The following is a 12,906-nucleotide window of genomic DNA, read 5'->3' as shown; positions in this document are numbered from 1 at the left end:
CCCCGTGCCCCATTTGATACAATAACTTTCCAGAGAAAATTTAAAACATATAACCATATGGTGACTTTCAAGTATCAACCCCTTTACCCTAAACAATGTAAATAATTTTGACGTCTGCGTGACCTAAAATCTCTAAGAGTAATTAAGTGAACCTGACCTTCTGCCAACTTCCTGCCAGCAGGCGGCGATCGTTTCTTGCCCCCATAATAGAAAACGCCCGGTGCAATGAGCCGGGCGTTTCGGGCCGAAACCAATTGTGGGCATTGTCAATAGGTAAACTATCCGCCGCGCTGAGCCAGATAGGCAATTTCGCCAGGCACCCTCACCCAGCCTTCCATCAAAACTCGCGCACTGCGACTCATAATGGCTTTGGTTGCCGTCCACTGGCCATCCACTTCTTGTGCTTCCGCACCAACCCGCAAAGTGCCGGACGGATGCCCGAAGGTGACATGGGTTCGGTCTCCGCCGCCAGCGGCGAGATTCACCAGAGTTCCGGGAACGGCCGAAGCAGTCGCAATGGCCACGGCTGCGGTACCCATCATGGCGTGGTGAAGCTTGCCCATGGAAAGTGCCCGGACCAGTACGTCCACATCCCCTGACCCGATGCTCTTGCCGCTTGAGGCGACATAGTCCGAAGGTTTCGCCACGAACGCCACTTTCGGCGTGTGCTGGCGGCTGGCAGCCTCCTCGACATTCTGGATCAACCCCATTTTCACCGCACCGTGGGCACGGATGGTCTCGAACATTGCCAGGGCTTTCGGATCGCTGTTGATGTCATCCTGCAACTCCGTTCCCTTGTACCCGATGTCTTCGGCGTTGACGAAGATGGTGGGAATGCCGGCGTTGATCATGGTGGCTTTCAGCGTGCCCACACCGGGCACTTCCAGATCGTCTACCAGGTTACGGGTCGGGAACATGGAACCTTCGCCGTCGGCGGGATCCATGAATTCCACCTGCACTTCCGCAGCCGGGAAGGTAACGCCGTCCAGCTCGAAATCGCCGGTTTCCTGCACCTCACCGTTGGTGATGGGCACATGGGCAACAATGGTTTTCCGGATATTGGCCTGCCAGATCCGGACAGTACAGGTGCCGTTTTCCGGGATACGATCCCTGGCGACAAAGCCACCGTTTATGGCGAACGCGCCAACCGCTGCCGTCAGGTTGCCGCAGTTACCGCTCCAGTCGACAAACGGCTTGTCGATGGAAACCTGGCCAAACAGATAGTCCACATCGTGATCCGGCTGCGTCGGCGCCGCCAGAATCACTGTCTTGCTGGTACTGGAGGTCGCGCCCCCCATGCCATCGGTTTGCTTCTGGTAGGGATCGGGGCTGCCGATCACGCGCAGCAGCAACTTGTCCCGGGCTTCACCCGGGACCTGGGCGGTTTCCGGCAGGTCCTGCAGCCGGAAAAACACGCCTTTGCTGGTGCCGCCACGCAGGTAGGTGGCAGGCACTTTGATTTGCGCTACATGTGTCATGCGGCACCTTCCGATTGCAGGAAATCCTCTGCAAAACGCTGCAGCACGCCGCCTGCGCTGTAGATGGAGACTTCTTCAGCGGTATCCAGACGGCAGATGACTGGCACATGTTCGGTGCTGTCATTCTTTCGGTGGATAACCAGCGTCAGCTTGGCGCCGGGCGCCGGAGTGCCTTCTACGTCGTAGGTTTCGGTGCCGTCGAGGGCCAGAGTCTGGCGGGTGGTGCCTTCCTCGAACTGCAGGGGCATCACGCCCATACCTACCAGGTTGGTACGATGAATCCGCTCAAAGCCTTCAGCCACAATCGCCTCAACACCGGCCAGAGCGACGCCCTTCGCCGCCCAGTCACGGGAAGAACCCTGACCGTAGTCGGCGCCGGCGATGATGATCAGCGGCTGTTTGCGCTCCATGTAGGTTTCAATAGCTTCCCACATGCGGGTGACCTTGCCTTCCGGCTCGATCCGCGCCAGCGAGCCCTGCTTCACGTTGTCGTTTTCATCCCGAACCATTTCGTTGAACAGTTTCGGGTTGGCGAAGGTGGCTCGCTGGGCCGTCAGGTGGTCGCCCCGGTGCGTAGCGTAGGAGTTAAAGTCTTCCTCCGGCACGCCCATTTTGTGCAGGTATTCACCGGACGCACTGTTCATCAGGATGGCGTTGGATGGCGACAGGTGATCTGTGGTGATGTTATCCGGCAACACCGCCAGAGGACGCATACCCTTGAGGGCTTTCTCGCCCACCATGCCACCTTCCCAGTAAGGCGGGCGGCGGATATAAGTGCTCTGCGGGCGCCACTCGTACAGCGGGTTGGTGTTGGCCTGAGCATCCCGGGTAATGTCGAACATCGGGATATAGGTGCTACGGAACTGTTCCGGCTTCACGCTGGATTTCACGATAGCATCGATTTCCGCGTCGTCTGGCCAGATGTCCTTCAGGGTGACGGGATTGCCGTCTTTGTCGTAGCCCAGAGCATCCTTCTCGATGTCGAAGCGAATCGTGCCGGCGATGGCGTAGGCGACAACCAGCGGCGGCGACGCCAGGAACGCCTGCTTGGCGTAGGGGTGAATCCGGCCGTCAAAGTTCCGGTTACCGGAAAGCACGGCGGTGGAGTACAGATCCCGGTCGACAATTTCCTTCTGGATTTCGGGGTCCAGCGCGCCGCTCATACCGTTACACGTGGTGCAGGCAAAGGCCACCACACCGAACCCGAGTTGTTCCAGCTCCGGCATCAGTTTGGCTTCTTCCAGGTACATTTTCACCGTCTTGGAGCCCGGTGCCAGGGAGGTTTTAACCCAGGGCTTACGGGTCAGCCCCAGCTTGTTGGCGTTGCGGGCGATCAGGCCTGCAGCAACCATGTTGCGGGGGTTGCTGGTGTTGGTGCAGCTGGTGATGGCGGCGATGATGCACGCGCCGTCCGGCATCTTGCCCTCTTCCTGCTCCCATTCACCGGCAATGCCGCGCTCTGCCAGCTCGGACGTCGGCAGGTGTGCATGGGGGTTCGAGGGGCCGGCCAGGGTTCGGGATACCTTGGACAGGTCAAACTTCAGAACGCGCTCGTATTCGGCGTTTTTCATGCTGTCTGCCCAGAGGCCGGTTTCTTTGGCGAAGTTTTCGACCAGCGCGACCTGATCATCTTCACGACCGGTCAGCTTCAGGTAATCGATGGTCTGGCCGTCGATATAGAACATGGCCGCGGTGGCACCATACTCCGGAGTCATGTTGGAGATGGTAGCACGGTCGCCCACGCTGAGACTGTCGGCGCCTTCGCCATAGAATTCCAGGTAGGCGCCTACCACTCTTTCCTTACGCAGGAATTCGGTGATAGCCAGGACCATATCGGTACTGGTGATACCCGGCTGCAGTTTACCGGTCAGTTCCACACCGACGATGTCCGGCAGGCGCATCATGGAGGCACGGCCAAGCATAACGCTCTCGGCTTCCAGACCGCCGACGCCAACTGAAATGACGCCCAGGGCATCGACCATCGGGGTGTGGCTATCGGTACCTACGCAGGTATCCGGGAAAGCCACTCCATCACGGCTCTGAACCACCGGAGACATCTTTTCCAGGTTGATCTGGTGCATGATGCCGTTGCCGGGGGGAATCACGTCCACATTCTTGAACGCGGTCTTGGTCCAGTTGATGAAGTGGAAACGGTCGTCATTGCGGCGATCTTCGATCTGACGGTTCTTCTCGAACGCATCTTTCTCGAAACCGGCATGCTCTACCGCCAGGGAGTGATCCACGATCAGCTGGGTGGGAACGACCGGATTGACCTTGGCCGGGTCACCGCCCTTCTCCGCAATCGCATCACGCAGGCCAGCGAGATCGACCAGTGCCGTCTGGCCCAGGATATCGTGGCAAACCACGCGGGCCGGATACCACGGGAAGTCGAGATCGCGTTTGCGTTCGATCAGCTGCTTCAGTGAATCCGTCAGCGTCGCCGGGTCGCAGCGGCGAACCAGCTGCTCAGCCAGGATTTTGGAGGTGTACGGGAGTTTATCGTAGGCGCCAGACTGGATGTCTTCCACCGCCTGACGGGTATCGAAATAGTCCAGGTCGGTGCCCGGAAGGGATTTACGGTATTCAGTGTTCATAGGCAGTAGCTCGTGTCAGGGAATCGAAGGTTCAGGCGGGGATGGGCACCCGGAGTTAACTGGGTGCCCTTCCGCTTTTACGGGCGCTCGTCGATAGGCACCCACTTCGAATCCGCCGGGCCAGTGTAATCGGCACTCGGACGGATAATGCGATTGTTTTCACGCTGTTCTTTCACGTGGGCGGTCCAGCCAGACACCCGGGACATGACGAAGATGGGGGTGAACAGCTCCGTAGGAATGCCCATGAAGTGATAGGCTGAGGCATGGAAAAAGTCGGCGTTACAGAACAGTTTCTTTTCACGCCACATGACCTCTTCACAGCGAAGGGAAACCGGGTACAGCACGGTGTCGTCCACTTCGTCTGCCAGTTTCTTTGACCATTGCTTGATAATGGCGTTACGCGGATCCGATTCCTTATAGATCGCGTGGCCGAAGCCCATGATCTTCTCTTTGCGCTCCAGCATACCCATCAGACCTTCCTCGGCCTCTTCCGCCGTCTTGAACTTCTCGATCAGGGCCATGGCTGCTTCGTTTGCGCCACCATGCAGCGGACCACGCAACGTACCGATAGCGCCGGTCACACAACTGTGAATATCAGACAGCGTAGAGGCACAAACGCGGGCTGTGAACGTAGAGGCGTTGAATTCATGCTCAGCGTAAAGAATAAGGGACACGTTCATCACGCGTTCATGCAGTTCGCTGGGCGTTTTACCGTGCAGCAGCTCAAGGAAGTGCCCACCGATGGAGTCGACGTTACTCTCGGTCTCAATGCGGATGCCCTCGTGGGCAAAACGGTACCAGTAGGTGATGATGGACGGGAAAGCCGCCAGCATACGATCGATTTTATCGTCCTGCTCACTGAAATCCTGCTCGGTTTCAAGGTTGCCCAACATGGAGCAGCCGGTACGCATAACATCCATGGGATGTGCGTCTTTGGGGATCTGCTCCAGCACGGTCTTCAGGGCGGCCGGCAAGCCACGCAGGCTGTGCAGTTTTTCCTTGTAGGCATCCAGTTCCTGGCGATTGGGCAGTTTACCCCGCAGTAGGAGGTATGCAATTTCCTCGAACTGGGCCTTTTCCGCCAGATCGGCAATGTCATAACCGCGATAGGTCAGGCCAGCGCCACTCTGGCCAACGGTACACAATGCAGTCTGTCCGGCTACCTGGCCACGGAGGCCCGCCCCTTCCAGTTTTTTTGCTTCAGCCATCGTTGCTTCCCCTCATCTTTACTTCAATCGTGAAACCGGGGGGCAGATGGTGCTTCCATCAGCCCCCGTAATAATCAGTCTTTGCTCTGCTGGAACAACTGATCCAGCTTCTGCTCGAACTCGTGATAGTTCAGGAAATCGTAGAGTTCCATCCGCGTTTGCATCAAATCAACCACATCTTTCTGGTCGCCTTTCTCGAGGATATTCTGGTAAACCGCTACCGCCGCCTTGTTCATGGCGCGGAAGGCACTCAACGGGTACAGAACCATATCAGCTCCGGCATCAGCCAGCTCTTTACGGTTGTACAACGGTGTGGCACCAAACTCCGTGATATTGGCCAGAATCGGCACATCCAGCGCTTCGGAAAAGGCCTTGTAATGCTCAAGCTCGGTCACGGCTTCGGCAAAAATGCCATCCGCGCCCGCCTCGACACAGGCCTTGGCACGCTCAATGGCAGCCTCGAGACCTTCCTTCTGGAAAGCGTCAGTGCGGGCCATGATAAAGAAGTCATCATCCTGGCGAGCATCAACAGCGGCTTTGACGCGGTCGACCATCTCTTCCTGGGACACAATTTCCTTGTTCGGGCGATGGCCGCAACGCTTCTGCGCCACCTGATCTTCGATATGGACAGCCGCAGCTCCGGCACGTTCCATTTCGCGGATGGTGCGGGCAATGTTAAAGGCGCCACCCCAGCCGGTATCTATGTCCACCAGCAGAGGCAGGTCAGACGCAGAAGTGATACGACGAACGTCTTCAACGACATCGTTCAGTGTGGTCATGCCGAGATCCGGCAGACCGTAGGAAGCGTTGGCCACGCCGCCGCCAGACAGGTAGATGGCCTGATGCCCGACTTTCTGGGCCATCATAGCGGCATATGCGTTAACAGTGCCTACAATCTGCAGGGGCTGGTTTTCTTTCAGGGCCTTGCGGAAGCGTGCGCCCGGGGAAAGCTTGCTGGACATAATGCTTTTCCTTTTTTTATCAGATGGTTAAAACGCCTTCTTGAACCTTTTTCTCAAAATTTCGGCGAGCGGCGTTAATGTGTCGTTTCATCAGGAATTCGGCGAGTTCACCATCGCGCTGGGCAATGGCTTCGACGATACGGCGGTGTTCACCAAGCGCCCGGTGGGGGCGCCCGGTGGAGGTGCTTAACCGGTAACGGTACATCCGCACCATGTAATACAGGTCGCCCAACAGCATCTGGGCCAGTTTTGTGTTGCGGCAGCCGGTGGCAATCCGGTAGTGAAAATCATAGTCACCTTCGGCCTGATAATAGGCCTGCCCCTGAGCCTCCTCAATCATCTTCTCGTGAGCATCCAGCGTCGCCTGAAGGTCAGAGATTTCCTCGTCCGTCATGCGCTCTGCCGCCTGGCGCGCAGCCAAGCCTTCCATCACCTCACGGATCCGATATAGCTCCATGAGCTCTTCCGTGCTGACAGATACCACTTTTACACCGGCATGGGGGCGACGAACAAGCAGACCACGAGACTCCAGACGCCCTAACGCTTCACGCAACGGCCCGCGGGTCAGGTTAAAGCGGGAACAGAGCTCCACTTCCCCGATTTTCTCGCCGGGGGCCAGGTCGCCCATAACGATTGCCGTTTGCAGACAATCGAAAGCTTCGTCGGCACGGGTTTGGGTTTGAATTGCGGCTTGGCTCATACTTTTGTCAACAATGTTGAACGGAATGAATAGAAAAGTACGCCTGGGTTGGCTTATTGTCAACAATAAATCGACCAAGAACGGATGCATTGTCGACATAAATAGAGTACAGGGATTGAAAGTCAAAGACTTACACGCTTTTTCCGTTCATGGGAACCCAAGTTGTTAACAAAAGGTCTAACACCACCTTAAAGCCGGTCCTGCACAAATAGCGCTCATTAATGGTGCATACTCAACGCATGTAGCGGGAGATCAGCCTGCATGAACCTCCTTTTAGACTGCCGGGGCTCCATTTATACAAGCAACTTGGTTACACTCGGCACACTTTGTGAATGCACTTTCAGATACGCAGTTGTGGCTCATGGCAGAAACCAAAACCAAAGGACGATTCGTATGATCAAAAAATGCCTGTTCCCCGTTGCTGGCTACGGGACCCGCTTTCTTCCCGCGACCAAGGCCATGCCCAAGGAGATTCTCCCGGTTGTTAACAAGCCTCTCGTTCAATACGGAGTTGAAGAAGCAGCGGAGGCCGGTATTCACGAATTCGGCTTTGTCACTGGCCGAGGCAAACGCGCCATCGAGGACCACTTTGATATCAGCTATGAGCTGGAGCACCAGATTGCCGGCTCCGGCAAGGAAGACTTGCTGGCATCCATCCGGGACCTGATTGATCACAACAGCTTCGCCTTCACCCGTCAGAACGAGATGAAGGGCCTGGGCCATGCCATTCTTACCGGACGGAACCTGGTGGGCGACAACCCCTTTGCGGTTGTGCTTGCCGACGACTTCTGCATCGGCCCGGAAGGCGAAGACGGCGTCCTGGCGCAAATGGTAAAACTGTATAACCAGTTCCGCTGCTCTATTGTGGCCATTGAAGAGGTCCCCGAAGACGAAACTCACAAATACGGGGTGATTGCCGGCGAATCCATGAAAGATGGCCTTTACCGCATTACGGACATGGTAGAGAAGCCTGCGCCGGAGGATGCGCCGAGCAACCTTGCCATTATCGGCCGTTATATCCTGACGCCGGACATCTTCGATGTCATTGAGCGCACGCCACCGGGCAAGAACGGTGAAGTTCAGATTACGGATGCGCTACTGGAGCAGGCCAAAAATGGCTGCGTTCTGGCCTACCAGTTCAAGGGGCGTCGCTTTGACTGTGGCAGCATTGACGGGTTTGTGGAAGCAACCAACTACGTTTACGAGAACATCTACAAGAAAGGCAAGTAAACGCCGATTCAGCGGCCAAGTATCTGAAGGATCATGCGCCGGTTTTCCGCGGAGGTTTTACGGAACCGGCGCAGCAGTTCAACCTCTTCATCGGATAACTGAACCCGGTTAATCTCGAGCTCCAGTTCTTTCAGTGCAACCGAGAGATCATCACTGTTGCTGAAGGCCAGTCCGGGCAGTTCCAGCTGGCCGCTATCACCGGATTCATCCAGATCCAGCATGCTCTCCAGGGGCGTTTCAGTCCTGATGCAAAAATCCAGAAGCTCTGTCACACTCGGGTAACTACGCTGTCTGGCGTCGGACGCCTCCCAGCTTTTTACCCGGGCTTCGTCGACACCACACATCTCGGCAACATCTCCGGGAGAGTATTGCCCAGCCTCCCGCGTCCGTCTCAGGCGGCGATTGAAGGTTTGCAGGTATCGCATAGCTGATTGCCTCTACCCTGTAACGGGACGCCAGGATCTCCGGGGGTCATACGATCCGGAAATGCAGGAAAAAGTGAATCAAAGAAGAAATGTAACGTACATATAGGCTTGCACACAATCTGCCTCTAATGAATCCAAAGGCAATGGAACAGGATGTTTATGGCCGAGAAACCACTGGACACCGACGCTGCCTGGGAGCTGGTGCTCAACGCAGTAAACCGCAGGAATGTGACATTGCCACTGCCTGAGAGCCAGCAAGATGCTGTCAGAGTCAATGGTCATGGCAGCTGGCATCTTTTACACCCGGCCACGGAAGCCGCAAGAAACCTGCTCTCGGTATTTATGCCTCTCTGCCGGCCACTTGAACAGGACTCTCAGCCAAGGGTTATCGGTCAGTTGGGCCAAAGCCTGGATGGGCGGATTGCAACGGTCACCGGGTGCTCCCGCTTTATCAATGGCGACGACGGTATCACCCACCTTCACCGAATTCGTGCCGTATCCGATGCTGTCGTGGTTGGCACAGGCACTGCCGTCACCGACAACCCACGCCTGACAGTACGCCGCTCCAGCGGCCCCAATCCGGTTCGAGTCGTCATTGATCGTCATCGCCGGGTGCCAGACAGTCATCACCTGTTCACCGATGGCGAGGCACCCACCCTCAGGCTGGTTGCAGGGCGCTATCAGCCGCAAACCCTATCGCTGGCCCCGGGCACAGTGGTGGAGGTGCCCTGCCTGGGCGAAACCGTCGAGAACGTGCCCGCAGATCCTGCCGTTATTCTCAAGGTATTGAATAATCTGGGTTTGAGGAAAGTTTTCATTGAGGGCGGCGGCGTTACCGTCTCGTCGTTTCTCAAGGCCGGACTGCTCGACCGCCTGCACGTGATGGTCGCTCCAATGATAATCGGCAGTGGGCGGCCAGCGTTTTCCCTGCCGGAAATAGACCTGCTTGATGATGCCTTGCGACCACGGGCACAGCTTATTAATCTCGGCAGCGATATGCTGTTTGATCTGGATTTCTCCCAATGAACCCAGTCACTGGGCGGGCTGCCTTTGTTTCACTCCCCTGAGCAGGACCAACAGCCCCGGGAGGCCGGACACAAACACCAGAACACCATAGCTCACACTCAGCGCCACGCCCTGCTCCGAAGGCAGCCCCGCCAGGGGCCATAACAGCGCCGCAACACCCTCACGGACACCCCAGCCAGCCACGGTGACAGGAATCACCATGCTCAGCAGTAAAAGAACGGACAGAGCTGTAATGAGGAACAAAGAGGCCACGCTGTGCACATAACCGGCACCCTGTGCCAGTACCAGAAACGCGGCCAGGTAGCTGGCCAGTAAAAGTAGCGAACTCGAAAGCTGAACTGGCAACGCGGGCCAGCCGAGCAGCGAACGCCTGAGATCTCTGCGAAGCTGACCCAGATAATCAGCCAACCGACCGCTTAGCCGGCTTACTAGAAAAAGCCCGGCAATGACTGCCACCAGCACAATGATAAGTAGCCAGAGTCGATCGAACGGCACCGCCAGGACGTGTCCATTACTGGCCAACCAGACAACCGCAAATACGACGGCCATTGCCAGCACCAACTGCCCGGACAGGCGCTCAATCGCGACACCGTGCAGGGCGGCAAGACGCTGGCCGCTATCGGCACTGTGGCGCCAGGCCCGGTTGACGTCGCCAAGCACACCACCAGGCAACACTTGATTCAGAAAGGTCGCAAGATAGTACTCTCGTACCGCCAGACCATAGGGCAGTGAGAGGCCAAGCCTTGAAACGGTATAACGCCAGCGCCAGGCCGAAACCATAACCTGAACTACGGTCACCGCAAGAGCCGAAAAAAACACCACAGGAGACAGCCTTGCCATTTCCCGCCACAGGAGCGCTGTATCGACGGTGAAAAAAACAAGACCGATCAACGAGACTGCAACAACCCAGCGCAAGACTGGCCGAATCCGCCCACGCAAGACTGTCATCGCATGTCTTCGTTGGGCGGTAATGCCAGCAAATCCAGGTGGTGCACGGTTATTCTGAGCCCACCTCCGGCCAACTGATGTTTCCGGTCAGCCAGCCAGGCAGATAATCGCTCACCCTGGGTCGGATCCTGCTCAAGAGCGGCATCAACCCAACCCTCCATCAGGCGCTCCGCCAACTCGGAATCATCGCCGTTCAGGTGCCAGGGGCTTTCTGCAAGAGTCACCAGATACCCCGCCTGGGCCAATCGGTTTTTTAGAACCAGACTCGCATCGGGACCCAGCGCAGCGCCCGCCCCTTTGTCGCCGTGCTGATGCCGGTTAACCAGGTTTTGCAGAAGCTCATCATCCGGATGTGGCGGGGCCAGTTCAAACGAACCGCTGTAACTCAAAACCACCAGCAAGGCAGCCCGTCGGGACTGTGCGGCATCGGCCAGAGACGCCAGCCAGCCCTCCGAAACCAGGTCGATCAACGCCGAGGCGGTGATCAGTTTCGCATCAGCGGGCAGACTCTCTTCCAGAGACGCCGCCGTGAGGCGCCTCCGGAGAACAGTAAAGGGAACGTCCAGACGCTTAAGTCGTTTTCCAGCCTCCCTCAGAAGCTCATCGTCATGATCCATTAGCAGCCACTGCTGCGGCAACTGCAGACGAGGTACCAGATAAACGGCATTGGAACCTCGGCCCACACCCATGTCGACAATATGCACAGGCGTCTGCCGGCTGCCAACGCTCTGCTCTGAATACAACGACTGCAGCCAGTGATTCAGGGTATCGGTAAGCAACACTGAGCGGGCGGCGTGATCCACCGGCTCCCGCAATGCCAGCCATCGACTGTCAAAGGTACTGTGGTGAAGCCGGATCTCGAAATAGGCCAACGCACTCAATATGTCACTTGCCGTATCTGCCCAGCGTCTTACCCTCAGGGACTCCAGCGCAGCGAGATTGGTGGCGTCTTCCAGCTCTTGCGGGTTTTCCAGCCAGGCCCTGAGACGGGCAGTCAGGGCTCGTACATCTCCGACACTGTACTGAACAACACCCGGCCGCGCCGATGTCTGGGCCAGAGCACCACCGGTGGAAGAAATCACCGGCAAGCCCGCGGCGATCGCCTCATCAATGACCATGCCGTAGCCCTCGTACAGGGAAGGCAATACAAAGATCTGCGCCGACCGGTACAACTTCCCGAGGGAGTCACCGCTGACCTCGCCCGTCAGGGTAATCCGATCCTGCAAACCAAAGGCACTCAACATGTCCGCCACCTTTCGCCCATAGCCAGGATCACGTTCGAGCGAGCCCGCCAACGTACATTGCCAGGGGAGATCGGTCAGACTCGCAAGTGCTTCGACCAACTGATCCTGGGCTTTGCGCGGCGAAAAATGGGCGACAGAAAGAAGATGAGGCCCCTCACCACTGGGCATTTTCGCAATAGGTTCCGGGTTCGCCTCAGACAGCCTCTCAACACCGGGTACAGCGGTCTTGATACGCTCGGCAGCGACGCCGAAATCCGCGAGCCGATCGGCGGTAAAATCGCTGGTGGTGATGACCTTGCCGACAACGTCGAGAGCACGCCGTTCAGCCTCAAAAAACCATTCCCTGTCCACCTCCGAAAGTCCGGTTTCGTCAGCCAGTGGATGGTGAATCAGGGCGACCAGGTTCAACCGCCCGGCATGTTTCCCGAAAACCTCTGAAGGCATACCGCTCATCGCCAGACCATCCAGCACCACACAAGTGCCCGGCGACAAACGTCCCAGACACTGATCCATGGCTGCAATGGCTGCCTTATCAGGCCGGGGGAACCGACCCTGCAACCCCGTGATGCGTGTCTTACATCCAGTCAAACCCAGCGCATACGCCACCATACGGACATAGCGATATCCACCGGTATTCTGGCCGGGATCACCCGGTACAACGAATTCGATAACGGGGATCGAATCAGATTCCGGCATGGTAACTGGCCCAGGCGATATGAGACTCGGACAAGGTCACCTTCAGGCTCGAAATGCCCTTGCCCGATTCCCCGAGGCATCCTGACCGGACCGCTTCGGCCAGGCGGTCAAAAACCACGCCGGCCATAAATTCCGTGGTGGTGTTGCGCCCCCGAAAAGTCTCCAGCTCGTCCAGGTTGTGCATATTGAACTCGGCCAGCACCTCCTTGAGCACCTTAGACGCCAGGCCGATGTCGACGACCAGATCAACCTCATCCAGATGCTCCCGTTCAAAGGACACATCAACCACATAGGTGGCACCATGAGTTTTCTGGGCCGGGCCAAATATCTCCCCATTAAAGCTGTGGGCAATCATCATATGATCCCGCACCGTCAGACTGAACATAGAACCTCCT

11 protein-coding genes are annotated in these 12,906 nt (G+C 57.1%); 2 read left to right on the top strand and 9 right to left on the bottom strand.

The genetic code is table 11. From position 1 onward, the window contains the following. Positions 1–278: 278 nt before the first annotated feature. The 5 genes from prpF to KFJ24_RS04885 all read right to left on the bottom strand — a co-directional run bounded on the left by prpF (position 279) and on the right by KFJ24_RS04885 (position 6,942). A complete protein-coding gene (prpF, locus tag KFJ24_RS04905) occupies positions 279–1,478 on the bottom strand; it encodes a 2-methylaconitate cis-trans isomerase PrpF (protein ID WP_250829950.1) in 1,200 nt (399 codons plus the stop codon). After that, the gene (acnD, locus tag KFJ24_RS04900; RefSeq protein WP_250829949.1) at positions 1,475–4,072 is read right to left on the bottom strand and encodes a Fe/S-dependent 2-methylisocitrate dehydratase AcnD; all 2,598 of its coding nucleotides are present in this window, start codon (positions 4,070–4,072) and stop codon (positions 1,475–1,477) included. Before acnD ends, prpF begins: the two co-directional genes overlap by 4 nt. A gap of 77 nt (positions 4,073–4,149) precedes the next feature. Next, entirely contained in the window at positions 4,150–5,280 is a 1,131-nt protein-coding gene (gene prpC / locus KFJ24_RS04895) for a bifunctional 2-methylcitrate synthase/citrate synthase (RefSeq protein WP_250829948.1), read from the bottom strand. Positions 5,281–5,354: 74 nt separating this feature from the next. Then, positions 5,355–6,242 (bottom strand): methylisocitrate lyase, encoded by an 888-nt coding sequence (gene prpB / locus KFJ24_RS04890; protein WP_250829947.1) that lies wholly within the window; start codon positions 6,240–6,242, stop codon positions 5,355–5,357. 19 nt (positions 6,243–6,261) lie between these two features. Beyond that, positions 6,262–6,942, bottom strand: coding sequence for a GntR family transcriptional regulator (locus tag KFJ24_RS04885; protein ID WP_250829946.1), 681 nt, complete (start codon positions 6,940–6,942; stop codon positions 6,262–6,264). 393 nt (positions 6,943–7,335) lie between these two features. On the opposite strand from KFJ24_RS04885, the gene galU reads away from it, so the two are divergent. Further along, positions 7,336–8,172 carry a UTP--glucose-1-phosphate uridylyltransferase GalU gene (gene galU, locus KFJ24_RS04880; protein ID WP_250829945.1) on the top strand — a complete coding sequence of 279 codons (837 nt, stop codon included), beginning with the start codon at positions 7,336–7,338 and terminating at the stop codon, positions 8,170–8,172. Between the two features lie 8 nt (positions 8,173–8,180). Here the strand turns inward: galU and KFJ24_RS04875 are convergent, their stop codons facing one another. After that, a complete protein-coding gene (locus KFJ24_RS04875; RefSeq protein ID WP_250829944.1) occupies positions 8,181–8,597 on the bottom strand; it encodes an XRE family transcriptional regulator in 417 nt (138 codons plus the stop codon). Positions 8,598–8,756: 159 nt separating this feature from the next. Between KFJ24_RS04875 and KFJ24_RS04870 the strand changes: the two genes are divergently transcribed. Next, the gene (locus KFJ24_RS04870; RefSeq protein ID WP_250829943.1) at positions 8,757–9,623 is read left to right on the top strand and encodes a RibD family protein; all 867 of its coding nucleotides are present in this window, start codon (positions 8,757–8,759) and stop codon (positions 9,621–9,623) included. 6 nt (positions 9,624–9,629) lie between these two features. On the opposite strand, the gene KFJ24_RS04865 is transcribed toward KFJ24_RS04870, so the two are convergent. From KFJ24_RS04865 to KFJ24_RS04855, 3 genes are read right to left on the bottom strand one after another with little or no spacing between them, the layout of a single operon-like run. Beyond that, on the bottom strand, positions 9,630–10,571 hold the full coding sequence (locus tag KFJ24_RS04865) for a lysylphosphatidylglycerol synthase transmembrane domain-containing protein (protein ID WP_250829942.1): 942 nt from the start codon (positions 10,569–10,571) through the stop codon (positions 9,630–9,632). Next, positions 10,568–12,511, bottom strand: coding sequence for a glycosyltransferase family 4 protein (locus KFJ24_RS04860; protein WP_250829941.1), 1,944 nt, complete (start codon positions 12,509–12,511; stop codon positions 10,568–10,570). Before KFJ24_RS04860 ends, KFJ24_RS04865 begins: the two co-directional genes overlap by 4 nt. Continuing rightward, positions 12,498–12,896 carry a 6-pyruvoyl trahydropterin synthase family protein gene (locus KFJ24_RS04855; RefSeq protein WP_250829940.1) on the bottom strand — a complete coding sequence of 133 codons (399 nt, stop codon included), beginning with the start codon at positions 12,894–12,896 and terminating at the stop codon, positions 12,498–12,500. The genes KFJ24_RS04860 and KFJ24_RS04855 overlap by 14 nt, the downstream gene beginning before the upstream one ends. Positions 12,897–12,906: the final 10 nt, after the last annotated feature.

The organism is Marinobacter sediminum (assembly GCF_023657445.1).
GTDB classification, from domain to species: domain Bacteria; phylum Pseudomonadota; class Gammaproteobacteria; order Pseudomonadales; family Oleiphilaceae; genus Marinobacter; species Marinobacter sediminum_A.
This window is presented reverse-complemented; position numbering and strand designations above follow the sequence as displayed.

Coding starts and splice junctions, on each gene's coding strand:
- prpF (WP_250829950.1), bottom strand. CDS start 1,478: ATGACACATGTAGCGCAAATCAAAGTGCCTGCCACCTACCTGCGTGGC.
- KFJ24_RS04885 (WP_250829946.1), bottom strand. CDS start 6,942: ATGAGCCAAGCCGCAATTCAAACCCAAACCCGTGCCGACGAAGCTTTC.
- KFJ24_RS04860 (WP_250829941.1), bottom strand. CDS start 12,511: ATGCCGGAATCTGATTCGATCCCCGTTATCGAATTCGTTGTACCGGGT.
- acnD (WP_250829949.1), bottom strand. CDS start 4,072: ATGAACACTGAATACCGTAAATCCCTTCCGGGCACCGACCTGGACTAT.
- KFJ24_RS04865 (WP_250829942.1), bottom strand. CDS start 10,571: ATGACAGTCTTGCGTGGGCGGATTCGGCCAGTCTTGCGCTGGGTTGTT.
- prpC (WP_250829948.1), bottom strand. CDS start 5,280: ATGGCTGAAGCAAAAAAACTGGAAGGGGCGGGCCTCCGTGGCCAGGTA.
- KFJ24_RS04870 (WP_250829943.1), top strand. CDS start 8,757: ATGGCCGAGAAACCACTGGACACCGACGCTGCCTGGGAGCTGGTGCTC.
- prpB (WP_250829947.1), bottom strand. CDS start 6,242: ATGTCCAGCAAGCTTTCCCCGGGCGCACGCTTCCGCAAGGCCCTGAAA.
- galU (WP_250829945.1), top strand. CDS start 7,336: ATGATCAAAAAATGCCTGTTCCCCGTTGCTGGCTACGGGACCCGCTTT.
- KFJ24_RS04875 (WP_250829944.1), bottom strand. CDS start 8,597: ATGCGATACCTGCAAACCTTCAATCGCCGCCTGAGACGGACGCGGGAG.
- KFJ24_RS04855 (WP_250829940.1), bottom strand. CDS start 12,896: ATGTTCAGTCTGACGGTGCGGGATCATATGATGATTGCCCACAGCTTT.